Annotated in this window: 28 protein-coding genes; 16 read left to right on the top strand and 12 right to left on the bottom strand. The window is 36.6% G+C overall.

Translation table 11 applies throughout. The features are described 5' to 3' along the window. Nucleotides 1-150 precede the first annotated feature (150 nt). Complete coding sequence (locus tag LUD75_RS03765) at nt 151-741, top strand: hypothetical protein (RefSeq protein ID WP_232704360.1); 591 nt, start codon at nt 151-153, stop codon at nt 739-741. A gap of 60 nt (nt 742-801) precedes the next feature. Continuing rightward, a complete protein-coding gene (locus tag LUD75_RS03760) occupies nt 802-1,659 on the top strand; it encodes a mechanosensitive ion channel family protein (RefSeq protein WP_232704359.1) in 858 nt (285 codons plus the stop codon). A 77-nt stretch (nt 1,660-1,736) separates the two neighbouring features. On the opposite strand, the gene LUD75_RS03755 is transcribed toward LUD75_RS03760, so the two are convergent. From LUD75_RS03755 to LUD75_RS03725, 7 genes are all read right to left on the bottom strand, one after another. Further along, nucleotides 1,737-2,468 (bottom strand): SIMPL domain-containing protein, encoded by a 732-nt coding sequence (locus tag LUD75_RS03755; protein ID WP_232704358.1) that lies wholly within the window; start codon nt 2,466-2,468, stop codon nt 1,737-1,739. 64 nt (nt 2,469-2,532) lie between these two features. Next, complete coding sequence (locus LUD75_RS03750; protein WP_232704357.1) at nt 2,533-3,036, bottom strand: RDD family protein; 504 nt, start codon at nt 3,034-3,036, stop codon at nt 2,533-2,535. Between the two features lie 23 nt (nt 3,037-3,059). After that, entirely contained in the window at nt 3,060-3,431 is a 372-nt protein-coding gene (gene folB, locus LUD75_RS03745) for a dihydroneopterin aldolase (protein ID WP_232704356.1), read from the bottom strand. A gap of 252 nt (nt 3,432-3,683) precedes the next feature. Next, entirely contained in the window at nt 3,684-4,700 is a 1,017-nt protein-coding gene (gene nadA, locus LUD75_RS03740) for a quinolinate synthase NadA (protein WP_232704355.1), read from the bottom strand. Nucleotides 4,701-4,727: 27 nt separating this feature from the next. Then, nucleotides 4,728-5,294, bottom strand: a complete 567-nt coding sequence (gene gmk, locus LUD75_RS03735) for a guanylate kinase (RefSeq protein ID WP_232704354.1) — start codon at nt 5,292-5,294, stop codon at nt 4,728-4,730. Between the two features lie 53 nt (nt 5,295-5,347). Then, on the bottom strand, nt 5,348-5,941 hold the full coding sequence (locus LUD75_RS03730; protein WP_232704353.1) for a hypothetical protein: 594 nt from the start codon (nt 5,939-5,941) through the stop codon (nt 5,348-5,350). Between the two features lie 139 nt (nt 5,942-6,080). Next, nucleotides 6,081-6,938 (bottom strand): YicC/YloC family endoribonuclease, encoded by an 858-nt coding sequence (locus LUD75_RS03725; RefSeq protein ID WP_232704352.1) that lies wholly within the window; start codon nt 6,936-6,938, stop codon nt 6,081-6,083. A 123-nt stretch (nt 6,939-7,061) separates the two neighbouring features. Here LUD75_RS03725 and lpxK point away from each other — a divergent pair, with 123 nt between their 5' ends. The 6 genes from lpxK (at nt 7,062) to LUD75_RS03695 (ending at nt 10,706) form a co-directional block, all read left to right on the top strand. Then, the gene (gene lpxK, locus LUD75_RS03720) at nt 7,062-8,087 is read left to right on the top strand and encodes a tetraacyldisaccharide 4'-kinase (RefSeq protein WP_232704351.1); all 1,026 of its coding nucleotides are present in this window, start codon (nt 7,062-7,064) and stop codon (nt 8,085-8,087) included. Beyond that, on the top strand, nt 8,071-8,883 hold the full coding sequence (locus tag LUD75_RS03715; RefSeq protein ID WP_232704350.1) for a purine-nucleoside phosphorylase: 813 nt from the start codon (nt 8,071-8,073) through the stop codon (nt 8,881-8,883). The genes lpxK and LUD75_RS03715 overlap by 17 nt, the downstream gene beginning before the upstream one ends. Before the next feature lie 9 nt (nt 8,884-8,892). Continuing rightward, on the top strand, nt 8,893-9,372 hold the full coding sequence (locus LUD75_RS03710) for a hypothetical protein (RefSeq protein ID WP_232704349.1): 480 nt from the start codon (nt 8,893-8,895) through the stop codon (nt 9,370-9,372). A gap of 115 nt (nt 9,373-9,487) precedes the next feature. Continuing rightward, on the top strand, nt 9,488-9,796 hold the full coding sequence (locus LUD75_RS03705; protein ID WP_232704348.1) for a hypothetical protein: 309 nt from the start codon (nt 9,488-9,490) through the stop codon (nt 9,794-9,796). A 24-nt stretch (nt 9,797-9,820) separates the two neighbouring features. Then, on the top strand, nt 9,821-10,174 hold the full coding sequence (locus LUD75_RS03700; RefSeq protein ID WP_232704347.1) for an STAS-like domain-containing protein: 354 nt from the start codon (nt 9,821-9,823) through the stop codon (nt 10,172-10,174). Nucleotides 10,175-10,178: 4 nt separating this feature from the next. Then, nucleotides 10,179-10,706 carry a hypothetical protein gene (locus LUD75_RS03695; RefSeq protein WP_232704346.1) on the top strand — a complete coding sequence of 176 codons (528 nt, stop codon included), beginning with the start codon at nt 10,179-10,181 and terminating at the stop codon, nt 10,704-10,706. A gap of 96 nt (nt 10,707-10,802) precedes the next feature. Here the strand turns inward: LUD75_RS03695 and sucC are convergent, their stop codons facing one another. The 4 genes from sucC to LUD75_RS03675 form a co-directional block, all read right to left on the bottom strand. After that, the gene (gene sucC, locus LUD75_RS03690; protein ID WP_232704345.1) at nt 10,803-11,996 is read right to left on the bottom strand and encodes an ADP-forming succinate--CoA ligase subunit beta; all 1,194 of its coding nucleotides are present in this window, start codon (nt 11,994-11,996) and stop codon (nt 10,803-10,805) included. A 238-nt stretch (nt 11,997-12,234) separates the two neighbouring features. Then, a complete protein-coding gene (locus LUD75_RS03685; protein WP_034962750.1) occupies nt 12,235-12,495 on the bottom strand; it encodes a hypothetical protein in 261 nt (86 codons plus the stop codon). 9 nt (nt 12,496-12,504) lie between these two features. Further along, nucleotides 12,505-12,891, bottom strand: a complete 387-nt coding sequence (locus LUD75_RS03680) for a DUF423 domain-containing protein (RefSeq protein ID WP_063969270.1) — start codon at nt 12,889-12,891, stop codon at nt 12,505-12,507. 178 nt (nt 12,892-13,069) lie between these two features. After that, nucleotides 13,070-14,398, bottom strand: a complete 1,329-nt coding sequence (locus LUD75_RS03675; RefSeq protein WP_232704344.1) for a hydroxymethylglutaryl-CoA reductase, degradative — start codon at nt 14,396-14,398, stop codon at nt 13,070-13,072. 181 nt (nt 14,399-14,579) lie between these two features. On the opposite strand from LUD75_RS03675, the gene LUD75_RS03670 reads away from it, so the two are divergent. From LUD75_RS03670 to LUD75_RS03650, 5 genes are all read left to right on the top strand, one after another. Further along, entirely contained in the window at nt 14,580-15,137 is a 558-nt protein-coding gene (locus LUD75_RS03670; protein WP_232704343.1) for a Fic family protein, read from the top strand. A 120-nt stretch (nt 15,138-15,257) separates the two neighbouring features. Further along, nucleotides 15,258-16,514, top strand: a complete 1,257-nt coding sequence (locus LUD75_RS03665; protein WP_232704342.1) for a putative DNA modification/repair radical SAM protein — start codon at nt 15,258-15,260, stop codon at nt 16,512-16,514. Between the two features lie 133 nt (nt 16,515-16,647). Then, nucleotides 16,648-16,884 (top strand): type II toxin-antitoxin system ParD family antitoxin, encoded by a 237-nt coding sequence (locus LUD75_RS03660; protein WP_232704341.1) that lies wholly within the window; start codon nt 16,648-16,650, stop codon nt 16,882-16,884. Next, complete coding sequence (locus LUD75_RS03655) at nt 16,877-17,173, top strand: type II toxin-antitoxin system RelE/ParE family toxin (protein ID WP_232704340.1); 297 nt, start codon at nt 16,877-16,879, stop codon at nt 17,171-17,173. The genes LUD75_RS03660 and LUD75_RS03655 overlap by 8 nt, the downstream gene beginning before the upstream one ends. 129 nt (nt 17,174-17,302) lie before the next feature. Then, nucleotides 17,303-18,061 carry a TIGR03915 family putative DNA repair protein gene (locus tag LUD75_RS03650; protein ID WP_232704339.1) on the top strand — a complete coding sequence of 253 codons (759 nt, stop codon included), beginning with the start codon at nt 17,303-17,305 and terminating at the stop codon, nt 18,059-18,061. Between the two features lie 92 nt (nt 18,062-18,153). Here the strand turns inward: LUD75_RS03650 and LUD75_RS03645 are convergent, their stop codons facing one another. After that, on the bottom strand, nt 18,154-20,181 hold the full coding sequence (locus tag LUD75_RS03645; RefSeq protein ID WP_232704338.1) for a TonB-dependent receptor: 2,028 nt from the start codon (nt 20,179-20,181) through the stop codon (nt 18,154-18,156). A gap of 144 nt (nt 20,182-20,325) precedes the next feature. Here LUD75_RS03645 and LUD75_RS03640 point away from each other — a divergent pair, with 144 nt between their 5' ends. From LUD75_RS03640 to LUD75_RS03630, 3 genes are all read left to right on the top strand, one after another. Then, nucleotides 20,326-20,835, top strand: a complete 510-nt coding sequence (locus tag LUD75_RS03640) for a YceI family protein (RefSeq protein WP_232704337.1) — start codon at nt 20,326-20,328, stop codon at nt 20,833-20,835. Between the two features lie 460 nt (nt 20,836-21,295). Then, nucleotides 21,296-22,123, top strand: a complete 828-nt coding sequence (gene ygiD / locus LUD75_RS03635; protein WP_232704336.1) for a 4,5-DOPA dioxygenase extradiol — start codon at nt 21,296-21,298, stop codon at nt 22,121-22,123. 873 nt (nt 22,124-22,996) lie between these two features. Continuing rightward, complete coding sequence (locus tag LUD75_RS03630; protein ID WP_232704335.1) at nt 22,997-24,166, top strand: carboxypeptidase-like regulatory domain-containing protein; 1,170 nt, start codon at nt 22,997-22,999, stop codon at nt 24,164-24,166. The last annotated feature ends 98 nt before the right edge of the window (nt 24,167-24,264 follow it).

The raw sequence follows: 24,264 nt of genomic DNA, 5'->3' as shown, positions 1-24,264 counted from the left end.
TAAATAATAAAAGACTGATTATGAATGCTTTTCTACTAATCACAATTTTGGTTAAATAATTCGAATACCTGTTAAAAATCACATTTTCCCAAAGTGGCACATCCTTTGTAAAATGAAGATTAGATAATTATTAACGAAAAATTTAACGATATGAAAAAATTGATTTTTGGAGCAGCGGTTTTAGTAACAGGATTATTCTCTACAGCAAATGCTCAAATACAAGAAGGAAATTGGATGGTAGGTAGCAGTTTGGTAACTAGTAATTTTGGACTTAATACTGGCGCTGGTTACAGTATTGCTTTGCAGCCGAAAGCAGCTTATTTCATTAAAGATAATGTTGCATTAGGTGCTTATGTAGATTTAGGTATAAGTAAGGCTACGAAAGGTAGTCCTACAGCTTTTGATTATGGTGTTGGCGCTTTAGGACGTTATTTCATCTCTCCGGGAGAAGCTGGCGTTGATAATTTGCTTAATCACGGACGTTGGTTCTTCGAAGGTAATGTAGGTGTTGGAGGATACTCTGTTGAAAACGGACCTTCTACAACCGGTCTTGATTTTGGAGTTGGACCTGGGTATTCTTACTTTATAACACCAAATATAGGAGTCGAAGGCTTAGTAAAATACAAAGGTAGAGCTGGGTTTGGTAGCGAAGGTTTGAATTCAAATATTACTTTTAATGTAGGTTTCAGTATCTATTTGCCAAGCGGACAAGCAAAAAGAATTGCTAACGAAGCTAAATAATTTTAGTATACACATACAATAAAACCGGCTTTTGTCGGTTTTTTTTATTAATATCACATTATGGAATACATCAATACGGTTTACGCCGTCCTTCAAAAATGGTACATCAGCTTTGCCGAGATCACGCCAAGACTCATCGTTGGGATTTTGGTTTTCCTGTTTTTCCTGATGACAAGTACTTATCTCAGTCGCTGGTCTGTCAAGCTGTTTCACAAATTTTTCCCGAAAACCAAAAATGAATCAGTCGTTACCCTGATCTCAGTTTTCAAATTCCTGATTATTCTGATGGGTGCTTTTATTTCATTAGAGATAATGGGATTCAGCGGATTTTTTATTAAGTTTCTGGGAAGTTTGGGAGTTGCCGGGGTTATTGCCGGAGTCGCACTGAAGGATTTGGTTTCCAGTATGTTTTCCGGAATGTTGGTTGGCGTTGATAAGGCTTTCAAAATTGGAGATTATGTGACAATTGGCGGGAATTCTGGAACCGTTCAGGATATTGGATTGCTTACAACCAAAATGATTACGGATGATGGTAAAAAAGTTTATATTCCAAATCAGATCATCTTCAATGCGCCATTTTTCAATGTGACAGCTTCGCCTCAAAGACGGATTATTCTGGACTTCGAAATTCCGGTGGGAGAAGATATTCAGAAAGCAAAAGCAGCGATTCTTGATGAGATTAAAACGCTCGAACACGTAGATAAAACAGATGCAACAGAAGTTCTCTTTACGAATGTGAAGCAAGGCGTTTTCAATCTTCAGGTCAAATTCTGGCTGGAGCAGGGCAACAATTTCAGCAATCTGAAAAGTGAAGCAATTATGAATATCAATGAGCGCTTGGTAAAAGAAGGCGTCAACCTGGTAACGCCGACAAGCATCAATATCACACAATCAACTCCAGAAGAAGATAAAATATAGCAAAAAAAGAGAATCCGATTGGTTTCTCTTTTTTATTTGTAAGACTTTTCTGATCTAATTCCTGTATCTAAGTTCTTTTAATCAACTTCATACTCAAGCTTAATTGTAATACTCGCTTCCTTATCCTTGGAAGTCGTGTTGTAAGTGCCGCCGTAAGAGTAATCTTCGTTAGAGTTTGGCGCCGTAATTTGGATCACGCCCATTGTTGCTTTCTTCAGATTTCCAAGGTCACTTCCTGCATTTTCAGCAATCTTCTCTGCGCGTTCTTTGGCGTCTTTAGTTGCATTGGCAATCATCTCTTGTTTTACATTGGCCAATTTGGTGTAGAAATATTGAGGCGATGAAGATGTAAATTCAATTCCGCGGTTGATGATTTCTGTAATGTTTCTGGAGATATTTTCGATCTTCGAAACTTCCTTGGATTTGATGGAAACACTTTGTGTCAAGTTGTAGCCTGCAAATTCGCCTTGCTGATAAGTTCCGCTGGCATCAGTAAAACTTCTGAACTGTTTCTGAATATCAACAGCCGAAAAGATCATTTCATTTTCCTTGACGCCTTTTGATTTCAGATAATCATAAATTACTTTTCTGTCAATAGCCAAATCATCGTAAGCCGTTTTCAGCTCAAAACTGTTTTTGGAAAAACTGCCCGACCACGCAATGAGGTCCGATGTAAAAGTCTTGGAACCAAGTCCGGTGACAGAAACAGTGTTCTCAGATTTGTTTCTGTTTTTGACAGCGCTGCCTAAGAGAGCGGCCGCAATAATAAAACCTAATGCAGCAATTCCAACTGCAATATATGTTCTCATAAAATTTTGTATTTGAATCTCTTGCATCAAAAGCAATACCAAATTTTAAGATTTTCTTAACATTTTATTCCACGGCGATCTGTCCAATATCTTCGATGGAATTTTCTCTTTCCAAAGCTTCCAGGTAAGCATTTCTTTTTACTACTCTGGTATCGCTCCAGCTGTCGTGCCAGCCGTTGGTCCCGAAGAATGAAAGCGCATCAAATGGGACAATTCTGCTGAAATTTCTTTTCAGAAAATCATTCGAAGTTGGAGTGCTTCCGTCTTCTTTTACCGCTATTGTTCCTGTAACGAATTTTCCGATGGTCCTTCCTTTTGTAAAATATTCTAATACGTTGTAGTAAGTAAGAAACACAACGATCGAAATCAGATATGCAAAAAATCGGTTATTGATAGCCAGGATAATTTTGTACATAAATTCTGATTGGGTGGCGTAGTACAGCAGTCCGATGATGGTTCCGATAAGATAATTTATCAGGATAATAATGACGTAATCTATAAGAAAAGTTGCAAATCTTAAGATCTTTTCTGCTTTGTAACGCTCTACGATTCGGTAATGGTTTTTCATGGTTTTTTGGTTTGGTTATTTTTTTATTTTAAAACATTAATTTCTTTCTCAAATTCCAGGCTCACACCTTTCATTTCGCCTTTCATTGGCGGAATTGTTTTGGTTAATTTGATTTTGATAAATGAGATTTCCGGGAATTGATTTTCTATTTTATTAATGATTCTGCCAATCACGTGTTCCAAAAGTTGAGACCGGATTTCCATTTCCTGATGGATAATTTGGTTGATCTCAGCATAATTGATGGTGTCATTAAGATTATCGGACTGCGATGCTTTTTCCAAATCGGAATGAACTTCTAGATTTACAACATAATGATTTCCGATGATAGCTTCTTCCGGCAAAACACCGTGGTACGCGTAGATTTTGATGTCTTCGAGGATGATCTTTGATTTCATGTTTTAAAAATAGAAAAACTTTGACTAAGTTTTCAACTTTTGACAAAACTTTCTTTTTTGCGCAGCTGCAATAGGGATAGTAGTGGAAATCCTTTTTTGTGGCTTTGATAATGTTCAATTAATTGGAAAAACGTGGTCCACAAAAAAGATTGCAACGGATAGCCCGACCCTCGCGGCTGGTGAGAGCAGGCGAGGGGATTGCCCAAATATCTCACAAAAAAACCTCATCTGCTAAGACAAGGTTTGTGATTTTTATTTGATGCTTTTGGAAAGGTCCAGCATCGCTTCGATTGGTTTCAAGGCTTTCAGACGAATCTCTTCGTCCATTTTGATTTCGGGAAGCTCGTACTTCATACACAGATAGAGTTTTTCCAAAGTATTTCGTTTCATATAAAAACATTCGGAGCAGTTGCAGCTTTCGTCAAAAACAAGAGCCGGAATGAGTTCTTTGTGTGGTGCGCGTTTTCTCATTTCGTGAAGAATGCCTTCTTCTGTTGCGATGATAAACTGCTGACAATCGTCCTGTTCCACATAATTCAACAGCGCAGAAGTGGAGCCAATGAAATGTGCCAATTCCAAAACCGGCGTTTCGCTTTCCGGATGTGCAATGAGTTTTGCGTTTGGATGATCTGCCAATTGTTGTGCAATGCGCTCCATAGAAAATGCCTCGTGCACGATGCAGCTTCCGTCCCAGAGGATCATATCGCGGCCTGTTTTTTTGCTCAGATAGCGGCCAAGATTTTTGTCCGGCGCGAAGATGATTGGTAGGTCTTTTGGCAAAGCTTCAATGATCTGTTCTGCGTTGGAACTCGTAACGATGATGTCTGAAGCAGCCTTAGTTTCCGCGTTGCAGTTGATGTAAGTGGCGACAATCGCGTTTGGATATTGCTCGCGCATTTTGTTGAGTCCTTCTGCGGAACAACCGTCTGCAAGGGAACATCCGGCTAATGTGTCAGGAAGAACCACTTTTTTGGTTGGATTAAGGATTTTCGCAGCTTCTGCCATAAAGTGAACGCCGCAAAATGCGATCATATCGGCATCGGTTTCTTTTGCCTGTCTCGCCAATTGCAAAGAATCGCCAAGAAAATCGGCGATATCCTGAATTGGTCCCGGCTGATAATAGTGCGCCAGAATTACGGCATTTTTTTCTTTTTTAAGATCCAAAATTGCCTGCACCAAAGCGTCTCCTGTTGGGATTGCGAATTCTTTAAGATCCAGAAAGCCTTTGACGGGCATATTATTTATCGCAGTGTCTAATGTGTTTTTCATTTGTTGTAATGACTTGTATTTAAACTTTTACTCGTTTATAAAGTTATTAATTATTTTCTCGACTTCTGCTTTTGCAGTGTCCAAATCTGTATTAATAATGATCTTATCAAAATGTTTTTGATAGGTCATTTCTTCTCCCGCTTTTTCGACTCTCGTTTTGATGGTTTCGGCGCAGTCGGTATTTCTTTTGATCAATCTCTGTTCCAACTCGGCGATGCTTGGCGGCATTACGAAAATAGACAATGCTTTGTCTCCGAAGATTTCTTTCAGCTTGATTCCGCCTTTGACATCGACATCGAAGATGACGACTTTTCCTTGATTCCAGATTCTTTCGACTTCGGATTTTAAAGTTCCGTAATATTTATCGGTATAAACTTCCTCAAATTCCACAAATTCATCTTTAGAAATTTTGTTTCGGAACTCTTCTGGTGTCAGAAAGTAATAATCTTCCGTGTGTTTTTCTTCGCCCCGCGGTTCCCTTGTGGTGGCAGAAATAGAGAAACTAAGTTCTGGCACAACCGACAAACCGTGTTTTACCAAAGTTGTTTTTCCACTTCCGGACGGTGCGGAGAATATGATAACTTTTTGTTTCATTCTTTTTTTTGAGTTTTTAATTTCTAATTCAAACTATAATAATGAATCAGTCTTTAAAATTCTATATTAAATTCTTTTCTGATGTACTTTAAAATATCTACGAAATCATTAAGCTCGTCAATATTTGGATATTCTTTCAGATAAGATTCGGGATTACTATAATTAAATTCGTTCTGTTGTTTTCCAGATTGATATTTTACTGAATAACCGGTTCCATCAACAACCGTCATCAATGTTGATGTTATTAAAAAAGCTTTTTCATCTTCATCGTATATAACTTTCTTATTGCTTTTTTTATATTTAAAATTTTCCTCTTTTGGAAGAAATTTTATATTTCCAGCTTCAAAATTAGCAAAAATTTCCTCCAAAGATTTTTCAGATTTAAGAACTGTAAGTTTTGGTTTTACCAATTCAAACTCATCTTTACTGATTTCCTTTGGCAAAAACCATTGAATCAATTCTGCCTTCCAGATTTTATCTTCTTTATATATTCTGAAAATATGTCCGCTGTTTGTAATTCCTTGATCTTTATAAATTCTAATTTCAGACTCTTTCAATTCGGAAGCAATATTTGCAAGTTTGTCTACATTTTGTGATTTTAAAAATGTAAACGCGGACAGAAATGAAATTATAAATAATAAACGCATATTAAATATGTCGTTCCTACGGAACTATTTGTTTATTTACTGCTGATTTTCTACAAACATTTTGCTCCTCCGGAGCTTTATAAATCAACCCTTTATTCCAGAATACGATTTTTAAAATCTTCGAATTTAGAACCTTGAACTAAAGAACATTAAGTGTTTGTTCTTTGATTTTCTCAAGATCATCTTTCATTTCCACCACCAATTTCTGGATTTCGGAATGGTTGGCTTTTGATCCCAACGTGTTGATTTCGCGTCCCATTTCCTGAGCGATGAAACCTAGTTTTTTTCCATTGAAATCTTCGTTTCTCATTACTTCAAGATAATATTTGATGTGTTGGGAAAGACGGACTTTTTCTTCTGAAATATCTAACTTTTCAACAAAATAAACCATTTCCTGATAATATCTTGTTTCATCAATATTTTCAAAATTCTTAAGCGCAGACTGGTAACGGTCTTTAATTGGCTGGATTCTTTCTTCCTCGTACTGACCAACTTGATTCAGATTATTCTCGATATTCTGAACGATTTTTTCGATTTCTTCAGCAAGGTTGTTACCTTCAGTCTGGCGAAATTCTATAAACTTACTAACTGAATCCTGTACAACTGCAAGAAGCGATTTCCATTCGTTTTCATCAAGGTCAGAATTTTTTGTTGAAAGCACATCCGGCATTCTTACAGCCATTTTCAGATATTCAAAATCTGGCGCATCGGAAGCAATTGCTCTCAGTTGCTCGATGTAATTTTTCACAATATCGTGATTGATTTTCACATCGTTGCTGTCTTCCAGACTTTCGCAGTTGATGTAGCAGTCGACTTTCCCACGAAGGATTTTATCGTTGAGAAGTTTCCTGATTTCGAATTCTTTTTCTTTATATCTAAGTGGTGTTTTGACGTTGAGATCAAAGTTTTTGCTGTTCAAAGATTTGATGTCCACCGTTATTTTGGTGCCTTCATAAACAGTCTCGGCTCTCCCGAAACCTGTCATTGATAATATCATATTCAATATTTATAAGACTACAAATATAAGGTTTATATCTATTTCTAATAAAGGTTCAATTTTAACAATTTACTGTCCATAATTCTTGGTATTAGAAATTTGAAATTCCTATTTTTGCAACATATGAAAAGATGGTATCTCTACCCCTTTTCCCTGGGTTATCATCTCGGCACTTCTATCAGAAACCGGATGTATGATTGGGGATTATTTTCTTCTTCGAAATTCCGAACACCCATCATAGGTGTAGGTAACCTGTCGGTTGGCGGCAGCGGAAAATCGCCAATGGTGATGTATCTTGCAGAATATCTGAGCAAATATTACAGAACCGGCGTTTTGTCGCGTGGTTACGGAAGAATTACAAAAGGCTACGGCATTGTAAATTACGACAGCAATTACAAACTGGTTGGTGATGAGCCTATGCAGTTGTTTGAGCGTTTCCGAAACAGATTCGTGATTGGCGTTTGTGAAGACCGTGTTTTTGGCGCAAAAAAAATGATTTCCGATATGGATCTGGAAGTTTTGCTTTTAGACGATAGTTACCAGCACCGCGCAATCAATCCCGGGATTAATCTTCTTCTGACAGATTACAATGATCCTTATTTCAAAGATTTCATTCTGCCAGCCGGAGATCTGAGAGAAAGCCGTCACGGAATGAACAGAGCCAATATTATTATGGTTACGAAATGTCCGGATGATTTGACGGAAGAAAAAAAACAGTATTACATTTCCAGAATACGACCGCAGCATTACCAGAAAGTATTTTTCTCAGCGATTTCGTACGACGAAAATATTATGGGAATCCGGAATATGATGCCGGTAAAAAATCTGGATTACTACGATGTTTTGTTGATCACAGGCATTGCAAATCCTTCACAATTGTTGAAAGAGATTTCAAAATATAATAAGAAAGTCAAACATCTTCAGTATAAAGATCATCACAATTTTACGGATGATGACATCAAAAAAATATCGGCAGAATACAAGAAACTCGGTGAATACAAGGTGATCCTGACGACAGAGAAAGATTACGTCAGACTCAAGACTTTTGATTATCTTCGGGATAAGATTTATTATTGGCCAATCAATGTAGATATTGATAAACGCGAAGATTTTAACCAGATCATTCAAAATTATGTTAGAAAAGTATAAGGAAACAGCAGAATTCATCAGGAACATTATCGGGGAAACACCTGATTTTGCGATTGTTTTGGGTTCTGGTTTAGGGAAACTTCAGCACGAGGTTGAGGCTATTCACACTTTAGATTATAAAGATATTCCCAATTTTCCTCAGACTACGGTTGTTGGTCACGGCGGAAAATTAATCTACGGAATTTTGGAAGGCAAAAAAGTTTTGATGATGAGCGGCCGTTTTCATTATTACGAAGGTTATTCAATTGAAACGGTGACTTTTCCGTTCAGGGTTTTTCATTTGTTGGGCATTAAAAATTTAATCCTTTCCAATGCTTGCGGCGGCGTGAATCCAAACTTCAAAGTTGCTGATATTATGATTGTGACAGATCATATCAATATGCTGCCGGAACATCCATTACGAGGCAGAAACATCGACGAATTCGGACCACGTTTCGTAGATATGAGTGAGCCTTACAACCGCAAGATGATTGCGTTGGCTAAGTCAATTGCTGTAGAAGAAAATATTGATGTCAAAGAAGGTGTTTATGTGGCTTTGTCAGGACCAACTTTCGAAACACCAGCTGAATATGGAATGATAAAAGCAATCGGCGGTGATGCTGTCGGAATGAGTACTGTTCCGGAAGTGATTGTTGCAAAACATCAGGGAATGGATTGTTTCTGTCTTTCAATCATTACAGATCTTGGCGGACCGGATATTGCCTTTGCAGTTTCTCACGAAGAAGTTCTGGAAGCGGCTAATAAAGCGATGCCGAATGTTATTAAGCTTGTAAAAGGTTTGGTAAAGAATTACTAGATTGAAAAATTGAGAGTTTATAAGTTTTATCTTCCAAATAGAATTACTTCTACTATAGGAGGTTATGAACTTTTATTGAGATTTCATGAAGAGTTATCTCCAATTTATAATTCCGTAATTGAACTAAGTTTCAAAAATGTAAAATGGTTTGAGGCAAATTTAGTATCTGTCTTAGGAGCAATAATTGAAGATTTAGAATTAAAAAAAAATATTGTAAAAATTGTCGAAAGAGAAAATATTAAAAATGATATTTTTATTAGAAACCAATTTTTAACTGATTTTGGTTTTGAAAAAATAGATGATAAATTTTCGACTCAAATACCATATAAAAAATTTAAAGAAACAGAGTCTGAAGAGTATAATTATTACATTCAAAAAGAACTATTAGAAAAGGCGGAGTTTCCAAAATTAAGTAAACGGTTACAAAAGGAAATAAATCTTACAATTTATGAGCTTTTTGAAAATGCAAGAACACATGGTAAATTGTAAACACATTCATACTTGTGGACAATTTTACCCTCAAAGGAAAAAATTACATGTCACCATCGTAGATACAGGAAATACAATTGTTAGTAACGTTATAGATTTTTTTAAATCTTCAACAATGAAATCTAGTGATTGTATTGATTGGGCGATGGTTTCTGGAAATACAACTAAAACTGGAAACATATCTGGTGGCTTAGGTTTAGGCTTAATATTTGATTTTATCAATCTTAGCAAAGGGAATATGCAAGTAATCTCATCAAATGGTTATTGGGAACTTCGTGAAGGGAAAAAATTTATGACCGATTTAAATTTTTCTTTTATAGGAACAATAGTTAACTTAGAATTTGATTTACAAAATCCAGATACATTTTACTATTTCAAAGATGAAATATTTGAAGACATAAATATTGATGAAATTTTTAAATAATTTTATTTTAAATTTGCATTGAAAATGAAAACAATAACAGTCCATACCTTAATTAATTCTAAATTCGCTGTCAAAACGGAAGATGGAGATTTGGTTTATAGAAAAATAATTGAGGAGTTTTCCCAATCTAAAAATATTAAATTGGATTTCTCGGATATTTTTTTAATGACTACAGCGTTTTTAAATGCTGCAATTGGGCAATTCTACAGTAATGATAGTTTATATAACCAAGAGTTTTTATCTAAACATTTAGAGTTAGCTAATGTTCAAAAAGAGGATTTACCACTTTTTAAATTAGTAATAGAGAGAGCAAAAGAGTATTTTAAAGAAAGAAATGATTTAGATAATTTTATAAATTCTAATTTTTATGGTGCCTGAGAATATGGATAATATCAGTTCTCATTCTATAAAATCTAATAATTCGTATTTTTTTGATAATAATATTTGGATGTTTTTGTTTTGTCCAATAGGTAATACTAACGCAAAAAAACAACAAATACTTTCCAATTTTTTATCGGACTTATTATCTAGAAATTGTTCTATTATTGTGAATAGCCTTATTTTATCGGAGTTTTCAAATGCATCATTAAGACTAGATTTTGATATTTACAAACAGGAAGGTAATATTTTATCGAACTTTAAAAAGGATTATTTTAAAACAGAAAGATGCAAAAACACTAGAGCAGCAATTTCATCTGCAATTAAGCAAATTGAAAAAGTAAGTGATAAGTATAATGATCAATACAATAGCATAGATTTAGATTCAGTATTGACTTATTATAATAATTTTTTAGATTTTAATGATTGTTATTTTATGCATATTTGTGAAAAAAACAATTGGTTTTTTGTTACAGATGACAAAGATTTTGATATTTTCAATTCGACGCAAATTAATATAATAAAACCCTAATTACAAGATGATAATAATCGGATAATTTTAGAAATAAATATACTAAAAATGCCCTTGAAATTTTCAAGGGCATTTTTTATAATTTGATTCCAGCTATTATCTAGCAAGAACTTCTTTTACTTTGTTTGCAGCTTCGTCCAAAGTAATTGCAGAGTGAACAGGTAGTCCGGACTCGTCAATTAGTTTTTTAGCTTCTACAGCGTTGGTTCCTTGTAATCTTACGATCAATGGCACTGGAAGGCTTCCCATTGCGTGGTAAGCATCTACAACACCTTGCGCCACTCTGTCGCATCTTACGATCCCTCCGAAGATGTTGATCAAGATCGCCTTTACGTTCGGGTCTCTCAAGATGATCCCGAAAGCAGTCTGAACTCTCTGTGCATCAGCAGTTCCACCTACGTCCAAGAAGTTTGCAGGATTTCCGCCAGATAATTTGATGATATCCATAGTCGCCATTGCAAGACCAGCTCCGTTTACCATACAAGCTACGTTTCCGTCCAACTTCACGAAGTTAAGACCAGCTTCACCAGCTTCTACGTCCAATGGATCTTCTTCTCTTGTGTCTCTCAATTCAGCAAGGTCTTTGTGACGGAACAATGAGTTGTCGTCCAAAGTTACTTTTGCATCTACAGCGATAATTTTGTTGTCAGAAGTCTTAAGAACCGGATTGATCTCGAAAAGAGACGCATCGATCCCGATGTAAGCGTTGTAAAGAGACGTGATGAATTTTGTGAATTCTTTGAAAGCATTCCCTTCAAGACCAAGTCCGAAAGCAATTTTTCTAGCCTGGAAACCTTGCAATCCGTAAGCCGCGTCGATCACTTCTTTGTGGATCAAGTGAGGCGTAACTTCTGCAACGTGCTCGATGTCCATTCCACCTTCTGTAGAATAAACGATCGTGTTTTTCCCTAAAGCTCTGTCTAGAAGAATAGAAACATAAAATTCTTTAGTTTCAGATTCTCCAGGATAATATACATCTTCAGCTACCAAAACAGAATGTACTTTTTTACCTTCAGCAGAAGTCTGAGGTGTGATCAATTGCATTCCGATGATGTTTCCAGCGTTTTCTTTCAGTTTGTCCATATTTGGAGAGAACTTTACACCGCCACCTTTTCCTCTACCACCAGCGTGGATCTGAGCTTTTACTACCCAAGCTTGCGCTCCAGTTTCAGCAGTAAGTTTTTCGGCAGCAGACACAGCTTCGTCCACATTGTTTGCAACAAAACCACGTTGGATATTAACCCCGTATTTTGCTAAAATCTCTTTTGATTGATACTCGTGAAGATTCATAATATATTATTGATTAATTTTTAGATTTTATAAGATTCACAAATTTAAGAAAAAGTGACGAATTACATTACATAAATGTCTGATTGAAATCAGTTTTCACTATTATCTGGGTGTGTCCCTCGCCAGCGCTAAGTTCCAGCCGCTCGTGTCGCTACGACCGCTGCACTTCCTCATTCCCTGGCTTTGGCCAGCGCGTATTCCGGGATTTCCGCTAACATCGCTCACACAGCTTGGGTTTTCAGTAGTTCCTTCCAACTTCTTTACAAAGTTCCAGATATTCTTTCGGCATATTAGATGAGCCAAATCCAGTCTCATAATACTCATCCGAATGTGGAATGTAAATGCTGTATTTCTTACTGAATGGAAAAATCGGAATGAAAAACAACTCGAAATAATTTTTATAAACCGAAACAATAGCATTTGCCATAAAGCCGTTTTTCAGGACTTTACGGTCTTCTTTTCCTACGAGTTTGGTTTTGATTCCGAAGATGAAGAACATTAGGTTTGATTAAAATTTAGCCTTGGCAAAATACCAGATCAACATTCCCCAACTGATAATCATAAACAAACCGCCAAGTGGCGTGATTGGTCCAAGGAATTTAAGATTAACGCCCCAAACATCCTGAAAAGCCAGACAATAAATGCTCACAGAAAATATAAAAGTTCCCGCGATCATCAAGATAGATATCCATTTTTCAGAAGTCGTTTCAAATTTCAAAATATAACCGACAATCAGAAGGAAAAACGCGGCGTACATTTGATAACGAACACCCGTTTCGAAGCTTTCCAGTCTCTCGATTGATAATATTTTTTTGAAGGCATGCGCACCAAACGCACCAAGAACTACAGATAGCAAACCGTAGATTCCGCCGATGATTAAAGTAAAGTTTTTCATAATTTATAATTCTCCTTTTTGATATAAAATAATAAGTTTTCCTGTAACTGTTAGCAATCCTAAAACAATGAATAGCCAAGAAAACCGCTTGACATTTGCAAATCCTGAATCCTTTGTGAATTTTAAAAATATCCCAAAGAGCAAAATAAACGACGACAATAAAATCCCGTACATAAATCTATTTATTTCTCAATTTTTCCAACTCCGAAATTACCTCGTGATGGCTCACCGTCTTGTCTTTGAAGTAGGTCACAAAATGCTGTTTCTCCTCTTCCGTCGCACCAAATTGATTCAAAATGTTGAAAAGGTGCATTTTCATATGACCTTTCTGTATTCCCGTTGTCACCAATGAACGAAGCGCTCCAAAATTCTGCGCCAAACCGGAAACCGCCAAAATACTCATCAATTCCTGAGCAGATGGCTTTCCAAGAAGTGACAAGGAGAATTTCACCAATGGATGAAGATTTGTCAAACCACCAACTACACCAACCGAAATCGGCAAGTCAATCCAAAATCTGAAAATCCCGTTGTCCGTGGTGCAATGTGTCAACGAAGAATATTTTCCGTTTCTTGCGGCATAAGCGTGCGCACAAGCTTCCGTCGCTCGGAAATCATTTCCAGTTGCGATGACCACCGCATCAACACCATTCATAATTCCTTTGTTGTGCGTCGTCGCTCTGTAAGGTTCTATTTCTGCAATCGTCACCGCGCGTTTGAATTTCCAAGCAAATTCTTCATTAGAGATTCCGCTATCGTCCTTCAAATCTTCAATTTTGCAAGAAACTTCGGCTCTTACTATGCAATCCGGCGTGTAATTGGAAAGGATATTCATCACGATTTGCAACGAATCCTTTTCTTCCTGAGAGAAACTTTCTTCGTTGGCAACTTCTTCTTTCAAAGTTTTTCCGAATTGTTCCAGACAAGAATTAATGAAATTCGCGCCCATAGAATCTACCGTATCAAAACTCGCTTTCAATTGGAAATAATCTTTCAGTTCAGCTGTTTTGTCGATGAGTTTGATATTCAGAATTCCGCCACCACGGTTGCGCATATTTTTGGTAATATCTTCCGTGGCCTCCAATAATTTTTTCTTCAGTTTGAAATTGAAAAAATGCAACAGTTTATGAGCCTCGGTCTTGAAGATAAAATGCGTGTGACCCAGTTTTTCTGTATTGATGATGGTTGTTTTGAATCCACCTTTGTCAATCCAGAATTTTGCCGCTTTGGAAGCTGCCGCCACCACAGAACTTTCTTCAACCGCCATTGGAAGTGCCAAAAGTTTCCCGTCAATCAGGAAGTTTGGGGCAATTCCGTAAGGCATAAAGAAATTGGAAATTGTGTTTTCCGAGAATTCGTCGTGCAGTTTTTGCAGGTCAGGATTTTCGTTCCAATATTGAGTGAGAACCGTTTCGTGTTCTTTGTTTCCGTCGAGATATTCTTTGATTAGCCAATCGATTTTTCCTTGTTTTGACAATTTGGAAAAACCTTCAACCGGTTGATGGTTCATAAGTGATGATTGATAATTAATAAATGATAATTGATTTTAAATAATTTAAAACTTAAAATAGAGTCTTGAATTAATAAAAACATTATGAAATTTTATGTTTGTAAAGATAAGGATTTTGGGAGATTGTGATTGATTTGGTTTGTATATTTGTGAATGTTTAGATGTCAATTTTAGATAAGTTATGAAAAACATAGACAAAAATAGTTTGGAAAATGCGTACCGTTTATTCGAAAGTGGCGCCATTGAAAAACTAGAAATTGGTACAACCAAAGGTTTGCAAGAGATTCATCAATATTTATTTGATGGATTGTATGACTTTGCGGGTAAAATACGCACTCAGAATATTTCCAAAGGTGGTTTCCGATTCGCCACAGCTTTGTATTTGAATGAGATTCTTGCAAAAATCGAACAAATGCCTGAAAATACATTTGAAGAAATCATCGCAAAATATGTGGAGATGAACATCGCACATCCTTTTATGGAAGGCAATGGCAGAACGATGCGGATTTGGTTGGATATGATTTTAAAGTCTAATTTAAAAAAAGTGGTCAACTGGCAATTTGTAGATAAAACACTGTATTTACAGTCGATGGAGCGCAGTCCAATCAATGATTTGGAATTGAGAACTTTGCTTAAGGAAAACTTAACAGATGAGGTAGAAAATAGAGAGATTATATTTAAAGGGATTGAGCAGTCGTATTATTACGAAGGTTATGAAAAAGATAAAGATGATATATAATAAAGACCTTCAGATTTGTTAATAACTTAATTCAAAATATCTATCAATATTTCCCTCAAATGGTTTTATTTTTGACATTCATTTAGTCCTTAATTCTTCTGGATAAAATCCTCCAAAAATATGAACTTTGACCGCACAAAAGAAAAACTGGAAATACTTGCCGATGCTGCCAAGTACGATGTTTCCTGCTCATCAAGTGGCGGAAAAAGGAAAAATAATGGGGGATTGGGCGACAGTTCAGCCAGCGGAATTTGTCACACTTATACGGAGGATGGGCGATGCGTTTCGCTTCTCAAAATCCTTTTGACCAACCACTGTATCTACGATTGCATCTACTGCGTTTCCAGAAAGTCAAATGACATCAAACGCGCCGCCTTCACGGTGGAAGAAGTGGTGGATTTGACCATCAGTTTTTACCGCCGAAATTACATCGAAGGTTTATTCCTGAGTTCCGGGATTTTCAAAGATGCGGATACTACGATGGAACGTTTGGTTCGTGTCGCAAAAAAACTAAGAAACGAACATAATTTCAATGGTTATATTCACCTCAAATCGATTCCTGGAGCAAGTGATATTTTGATGCAGGAAGCCGCACTTTACGCAGACCGACTTTCCGTAAACCTAGAAATTCCGACAGAATCTGGACTTAAGCTTTTGGCTCCGGATAAAAACCGAGAAGATATGTTGCAACCAATGCGAATCGTGCAAAAAGGAATTCAACAATATAAAGATGAGAAGAAAATCATCAAAAGTGTTCCGAAGTTTGCTCCAGCCGGACAATCCACACAAATGATTGTGGGCGCAACCAACGAAAACGATTTGCAAATCATCAAAGTCGCCGACCATTTCTACCAAAATTACGGAATGAAACGCGTTTATTATTCAGGTTATATTCCTGTGACGGCGGACAATCGCTTGCCAGCAATCACGGCAGAAGTTCCTGTTTTGAGGGAAAATCGTTTGTATCAATCCGATTGGTTGATGCGTTTTTATGGTTTCAAAGCGGACGAAATCTTAGATTCCAATATGCCATTTCTGGATTTGGAAATCGACCCGAAATTGAGTTGGGCGTTGCGTCACTTAGACCAATTTCCGGTCAATCTTCAAACGGCGGATTACAAAATGATTCTTAGAATTCCGGGAATTGGTGTGAAAACGGCGATGAAAATTGTCAGCTCCAGACGTTTCCAGGTTTTGAATATTGATAATTTGAAAAAGTTAGGTGCAGCTGTCAATCGTGCAAAATATTTCATCGATTTCAATTACGGCAATCCATTCTTGAAACATTTGACCGATTTGAATTTGAGGAAATTAATCATCGGCGGAAGTCAGTCTAAATTTCAAAATCAGTTTTCCCAGCAGTTGACTTTGTTTTAAATATTGTTCTTCGAGAGCCTCAACCTGACAAACAGGAAATAATATTGCTTTTGACGTTATAAAAAAATCATTATCCTTTATCCATATTTGCTAAATTTGGATATTAATTGTAATTTCGAGGAAAGAATTTACAATGAATGTCAGTTTCACAAAAAAGCAGGAAAATTATATTTCTGAACAAATAGAATCGGGAGATTTTCAGAATGCCAGCGAAGTTGTACGTGATGCTTTGCGTCTTCACGAAGTTTATCGCCATCGCATTATTCAGGATTTGAGAAATGAAATTGAGGAAGGTTGGAATGGTAATTCAAGTTCCAGGTCGATAAAAGATATAATCAAATCCAAGAAGAAAGATAATAGCAATGTCTAAAGAATTCTACATTCTATCAGAAATTGCTGATGAAGATTTGGAAGATATTTTCGATTATACGATGAATGAATTTGGATTTGAACAAGCGGAAAAATATCTCACTGAGATTGAAGACGTTTTTCAAAGTTTGCTTACAAATCCAGAATTAGGGAAAACGCGAAACGAAATAAAAAAAGGTTTGTACAGCTTTCCAAAAGACCATCATCTCATTTTCTACAGGATTTTGGACAATCATATCCGAATTGTAAGAGTGCTCCACGGAAGTCGAGATATTCCGAGATATTTTTAATTTAAAATTTCAAATCAATTTTCTCAGAAGTTGACTTTATTTGGTCGAAAGGCTTCGAGAACATCAGCCAGACAAAACTAAAACGCTCCAACTCTCCAACTCTCAAACCCTCCCACACTCCAACCCAAAATGACAACCCTCCTCTACGATGGCAGTTTCGACGGACTTTTAACCGCAATATTCGAAGTTTTTGAATATAAATATAAAGACGTGGAAATCCGAAACAGAGAAAGATTCCAACAGGAAAATATGTTCGCTGAAATCCACGAGGTTGTGACGCAAAACGAAAAATCCGACAGAGTTTTAAAGAAATTAGAAACAAACATTGGAAAATCCGGAATCAAACAATTGCTGATGGTTTTCATCTCAGAACTTGCGGAATCTGAAGATTTAATATTTTCCGTCATCAAGCAATCGATTAAAAGTCCAGATGATAATATTTTGCAGAATTTCGCTAATGATGATATTCTCCAAATCTCAAAAATCTGTAAATCAGTAAGTCGAGAACGACATCGGATGACTGCGTTTGTCAGGTTTGAGAAAATGAAGGATGATATTTATTTCGCCAAAATCGATCCTGATTTTGATGTTTTGCCTTTGATTCGAAAACATTTCAAAGACCGATACGCCGACCAAAAATGGATGATTTATGACCTTAAACGTCATTACGGATTGTTTTATGATTTACAGGACTGCGAGTTTTTCTACCCAGATTCGTCATTCAATCTGAATCGATACCAGCAGAAATTCCACGAGGAAGAAATCAATTATCAGGAACTTTGGAAAAGTTATTTCACGAAGACCAATATCAAGGAACGAAAAAATATCAAGCTCCACGTCCAACACGTTCCGAAACGTTATTGGAAATATTTGACAGAGAAATTTTAAAGCGCTCGCAGATTTTGCAAATCGCACAGATTAAGATGATAAAATAAATCTGCGTAATCAGCAGAATCTGCGAGACATTTTTTCAATTTAAATTACAATTGAATATTCGCGCCCACCAAAAAGTTCCGTTTTGCCGATGGATTATAAAATCGGTTCCCAAAAGCATTGATGTCAAATCCCAAAACATATTCCTCATTGTACAAATTCTGAATTTGGAAAAACAAATCCAGCCTTGATTTTTCGAATTTAATAGGATAACGGAATTGAATATTTGAGACCAGGCTTGGTTCCGACCAAACAGAATTCGAGTCTGTCAAAGGAATTTTTGAAGTCAGAAATTGAGAATAATTAACAGCTAATTTTTTAAAGAAAGTAAAATTCAGTAAACTGTTGATGGTGGTTTTCGGAACGCCGGTCAAAGCATTTCCTGAAAAGTCAGAACTTCCTTGAACATAATTTTTAAATTTAAAATCATAAATGCTTCCCGAAAATCTGAATTTGAAATGACTCAAAACAGAATTTTTCAAATCAAATCTTTTCGATTCCAAAAGAAATTCCCAACCTTTCTGAATCGTATTTCCTTGGTTCACAAAATATTCCTGTCCAGCTTCATTCTGCCTTCTCACAATCGCATCTTTCATTCGGAAATCAAAATAATTAACTTCCACAAAAACAGTATTTCCAAATTGTTTTCGCACGCCAATTTCCTTATTCCAGCCATATTCCGGAGCGAGATTGAAATTAAATTCCTGATTGGAAGAACGAATTTCCTCATTCGTCGGCGCCGAATTTCCCTTTCCAATTTTCCCTCTCACAGAAAATCCTTTATACAAAACATACGTCATCCCAAAATTGGGCAACCATTGGTTTTTAAATTTCACATTTCCCGTTTCAGAAGTCGGGAAAATCTTTTCCCATTTGTAAGCATTTGAATTTAAACTAATGGAAATATCAGTAAATAACCGCCCATTAAAATTCAATTTCTGCGACAGAAAATAGAATCCGGAATTGTTTCTCAGCTTATCAAAATTCTGAGGATTTCCTTCTGTCCCACGATTGTTATCAAAGTTTTTAATGAAAATTGGATTGGTCGCACCTTCGTAACCCAATCGCCATTCCGCTGAAACCTTGTCCCAATTTTTTTCATAATTCAAATGCGTTCTCAAGGCATAATTACTTTCAAATCTGTTTTCAAAATTGGTAATGAAAGGATTCTCAAAATCAACATATGAACCCTGAATTAAGACAAAATGCGAAAGTCCATTCGTCAATTGATATTGATTGGAAAGTCCAGCTAAAACCATTTTATTTCGGATTCCTGCATTTTGTTCTTTCGCTCCGGGAAGTGTTGCAGTCGCTGGTCGGGCTTGTTTTCGGTTAGCTTCCATCTGCGCCAAAGTCAGTCCGCCAGGCGTTTCATAATACAAATCGGAAAAGAGGAGCATCGCCTTCAATTCGCCTTTGTCAGAATATTTGAAATTGTCCTTAGTGAAAATCTGTTTTCGCTCCACCGCAGATTGTTCTCGGTAAGAATCTGTTCTGTAATAGTTTTGATAAACCTGAAAAAAGTGCTTTCCAAATTGCTTTGAAAAGTTGATACTTTCATTAAAAGTGCCATAACTTCCAGATGAAAGATTCAAAGACAAGTCATCAGAATTCTGAGTTTGAAGCAACAAAGTTCCGCCCGTCACCGCGCCAAAATCGCCACTTTCCGGACCTTTGTAAATTTCGATTTTATGAATTAAATCCGGTGAAATCTGATTGAAATAAGTATTCCCCGAAGCGTCGGACAAAATAAAATCATCCAGATAAACTTTCACATTCCGAACGCCAAACGGCGAACGCAAGGAACTGCCTCGCACCGCAATCCGATAACTTCCCGGCGAACGTTCTTCCATCCTCGCACCAGCGATTTGGTTCACAGATTCCAGCAAACGGTCAGGCGGATTCTGAGAAAGCAAATTTTCCGAAATCACAGAAACTGATTTGGTAGAGGCAATAAATGAAACCGGTTTTTTATAAGCATCGATTTTGACTTCCGAAATCAAAGCCACAGAATCGCTCTTCTGAGAAAAATAAAACACGCTGGAAAATAGGAATAGAAAGGAAAGTTTTTTCATTGTTCTCAACACAGAAATCTTTGTGCCGAAACAAGGCAATCGTTAAAAAATTCACAAAAAAGTAATTCTTAACTTACATCAATGTGAGGCGGAGCTCAGCGCTATAAATTTGCAGTATAATTAATCAACAAAATATTAAAAATTATGGCAACTAAATGGTTATTAGACCCAACGCATAGCGAAATTACTTTCAAAGTAAAACACTTGATGATCTCCAACGTGAAAGGAGAATTCACAACTTTCAACGCAGAGATCGACGCAGAAGATGACACGTTCGCAAGCGCGAAAGTTTCCGCTTTCATCGACACAGATTCTATCTTCACCAACAATACAGACAGAGACAATCACCTGAAATCAGCAGATTTCTTCAACGCAGAAGCTAACCCGAAAATCACTTTCGAAGCTTCAACTTTGAACGGCGATGTGACTGGAAACCTAACATTGAACGGCATTACCAAAGAAATCAGTTTGGACGTGGATTTCGGCGGAATCAATTCTGATCCTTGGGGCAACACCAAAGCAGGTTTCTCATTCGAAGGGAAAATCAAAAGATCAGACTTCGGCCTAACTTGGAACGCAGCTTTGGAAACAGGCGGTGTGATGGTAAGCGAAGAAGTGAAAATTGCAGGAGAACTGCAGTTCGTAAAGCAATAATACATCATAGTATTTTTATAGTTTGAGTTTTTTAAAGTGTGAGCAAAGGCAACTTTGTTCACGCTTTTTTGATTTCAATTGTAATGATTTGGGCAGCTTTTCCGCCTTCCGTTCCCTCCCGATTTTGCATCGGGATCCACTCAAGTCGGGCTGCGGATTCTACATAAAAACAAGCTTTGTCAAAAACACGAAGTTTGCCATTCCGTAGGAAACCTTACAAAATGGTTTACGAAGTCAATCTCAGCAGTTTAGATTCCTACGGAATGACAATATTGTGTCAATAAAAATCTGCTCAATCAGCCAAATCTGTGAGAAAAATTGCAACAAAATTATTTCCCCAACCCTAAGGGGAGTAATTTTAATCAAATTTTCAAATAATTTTCTCCCTTTAGGGTTGGGGTGAAAAAATGATTTGAAAATACATTTTACATCAATACATTTTACTTTTTACAAAACAAAAATGAACCTCTACGATCTTTCCAACATCTCCGATAACTTCAAAACCACACAAAAAATGCCTGTCCTTTTCCTGGGACACGGCTCTCCGATGAACGCCATCGAAGAAAATATTTTTGTACAAGGTTTCCGAAACATCAGCAAAGAGATCCCGAAACCAAATGCCATCATTTGTATTTCGGCGCATTGGTTTACCAACGGAACATTTGTGACAGCAATGGAACTTCCGAAGACCATTCACGATTTTGGCGGTTTTCCGCAAGCCTTGTTTGATGTTCAGTATCCCGCAAAAGGAAATCCAGAATTGGCAAAGGAAACTGCAGAATTGTTGTCTCCTGTTTTGGTGGAAGAAGACCACAACTGGGGATTGGACCACGGCGCGTGGTCGGTTCTTCGTCATCTTTATCCTGATGCAGATATTCCGGTCATTCAGTTGAGTATTGATTATACAAAACCACCACAATATCATTTTGATTTAGCGAAGAAATTATCCAAACTTCGAGAAAAAGGCATCTTGATCATCGGAAGTGGAAACATCGTTCATAACCTCAGATTGATCGACTGGAAAAATATTGATACTGTTGGCGCTGGTTGGGATTGGGCGATAGAAGCGAGAGAAAAAACCAACAATTGGCTTCTGGATGGCGATTTCCAAAAACTCATCGATTATCAAAAACAAGGCACATTTTTGCAATACGCTGTCCCGACGCCTGACCATTATCTGCCATTGATCTATAATCTCGGACTGAAAGATAAATCAGAACAACTTTCGTTATTCAATGATTCTTTGATTGGCGGTTCATTGAGTATGACGTCTATAAGGATTGGATAAATAGTTTTTAATGCTCCAGCGGAGCAATCTGTTAATAGCAACATCAGATAAAAAAATACAAAGCTCCGTAGGAGCGACCTGTGAATCACAATCAGTACAGGCCGCTCCTACGAAGCTTTAATGTGATTATGAATTTTATTTTCTATTAACAGGTCATCCCTCTAGGATTTTTAAAACTCAGATCAAGTTATTTTGTCTGGAAATCAACGGTTGTTCTCAGTATGAATTGGATAAGGATTAGATAAATAATTTTTTCTAAATGCTCCAGCGGAGCAATCTGTTAATAGCAACATCAGATAAACAAACAAAAAGCTCCGTAGGAGCGACCTGTGAATCACAATTATTATCAGGCCGCTCCTACGGAGCTTTAATGCGATGATGGATTTTATTTTCCATTAACAGATCATCCCTCTGGGATTTGAAAATTCAGATTTAATTATTTAGTCTAGGGATTTAATCAGTCTGCTGGTGAAAAAAACTATCTGTTTATAGTGTTCAATCATTCAGTTGACATAACCAAATACTTCGTTATGCCATCCAACCACTTAGTTGAATCAATCAAGCATTCAGTTAAGACCATCAACCGTTTAGTTGAAACCGTCAAGTACTTAGTTGAGGTGTTCAACCATTTAGTTGAAGCGATCAAGTACTTAGTTAAAGCAATCAACCACTTAGTTGAGGCAATCAAGTACAATTTGTTGCATTTCAATACTTTATGGATGTTTTTACAAAATAGCTGAAAAATAAATTTTCCTTTTTTAAACTTTTGAGTAAATTAAAACGCACAACAACTTTTGTGTCTATTGTGGTTTAATACATATTTCGACGAAATCCTTTTTTTATTTATTAAATTCGGAGTTCAAAATATATCACGTGAGGTTTTTACAATTCTTAATATTCTTCTTCGGAACTTTATTTCTTTATTCCCAAACCATTTCGGGGAAAATCCAGACAGAAAGTGGTTCAGCAATTTCTAATGTCAATGTTTATCTTGATGGAACTAAAATCTCGACAGTTTCCATCAATGACGGAAGTTTCCAATTGGATATTCAGGGACAGAAGAGCGGAAACTTAATTTTTCAAAAAGACAATTACGAGACCAGTATTTTTCCTGTGGACAAAGCAATCGGAAAATCTGTTAAAGTGATCATTAATAAAGTCAGTGAGATTGAAGAAGTCGTTATCATTCCTTATACAGAGCAGGCTTACAAAGATTTTATTAATTATTTTCTAGACCAGTTTATTGGACTTGATCGGGATGATGTTAGAATTAAAAACCAAAGAACGCTCAAGTTTTCTTATGATAAGAAAAATCAGTTTCTGAAAGTGAAAGCACCGCAAACGTTGGTCATCGAAAATAAGAAATTGGGTTACACGATCCAATATAATCTGCTCAATTTTCAGGCTGACTTCAAAGCGAAAAGTACCAGTTATCTGGGAACATCATTCTTCAAAGAGACCAGTTTTAGAAAGGAAGTTACTCTCAATCGGATTAACGCTTACAAAGGTAGTATGATGCATTTTCTGAGAAGTCTTTATAATAATGAGCTCGAAAAAGAAGGTTTCATCGTGAATCACGCCAAGCGGATCCCAAACCCAGAATATCCTTCTGACGCCGAATTGCAAAAACTGAACGACCATTTTGCCATTAAGAAAACACAAAACTCGACCTTGCCTTGGACCGATGAGTTGGAAGCGATTGCGCAAAAGAAAAGTAAAAATTCTGAGTTCCTGATGGCGATTCTTAAAACCAAAATGAAAGAATCGGATTTTACAAAACGGAAAGATGGTAGATTATTTTTAGACTTTGAAGATTTGCTTCAGGTCAATTATCAGAAATATTATTACAAGATAAAGAAAGGCGAATTCGTGAAATCTTCTGGCGTGGTGACGCAGTCATCGTTCATCCATCCGGAAGCTATGGAATTTGAAATTTTCAAAGAAGGACTTTCATCTGAGCCGGATCAATTGATTTTGGAAGGCGATTTCTCCCGACAGAATATCTCGAAAATGCTGCCTTTGGATTATCAGTTGGGGAATTGAGGCCAAAAGGGAACTACTTTCTGTTTTTACCAATTTCAAACAGCCTTAATATTTAAAGGACTGTATCATTTTTTTTGATGACATTTCCGGATAAATTA

It is taken from the genome of Epilithonimonas sp. JDS, assembly GCF_021261315.1.
Classification (GTDB): domain Bacteria; phylum Bacteroidota; class Bacteroidia; order Flavobacteriales; family Weeksellaceae; genus Epilithonimonas.
This window is presented reverse-complemented; position numbering and strand designations above follow the sequence as displayed.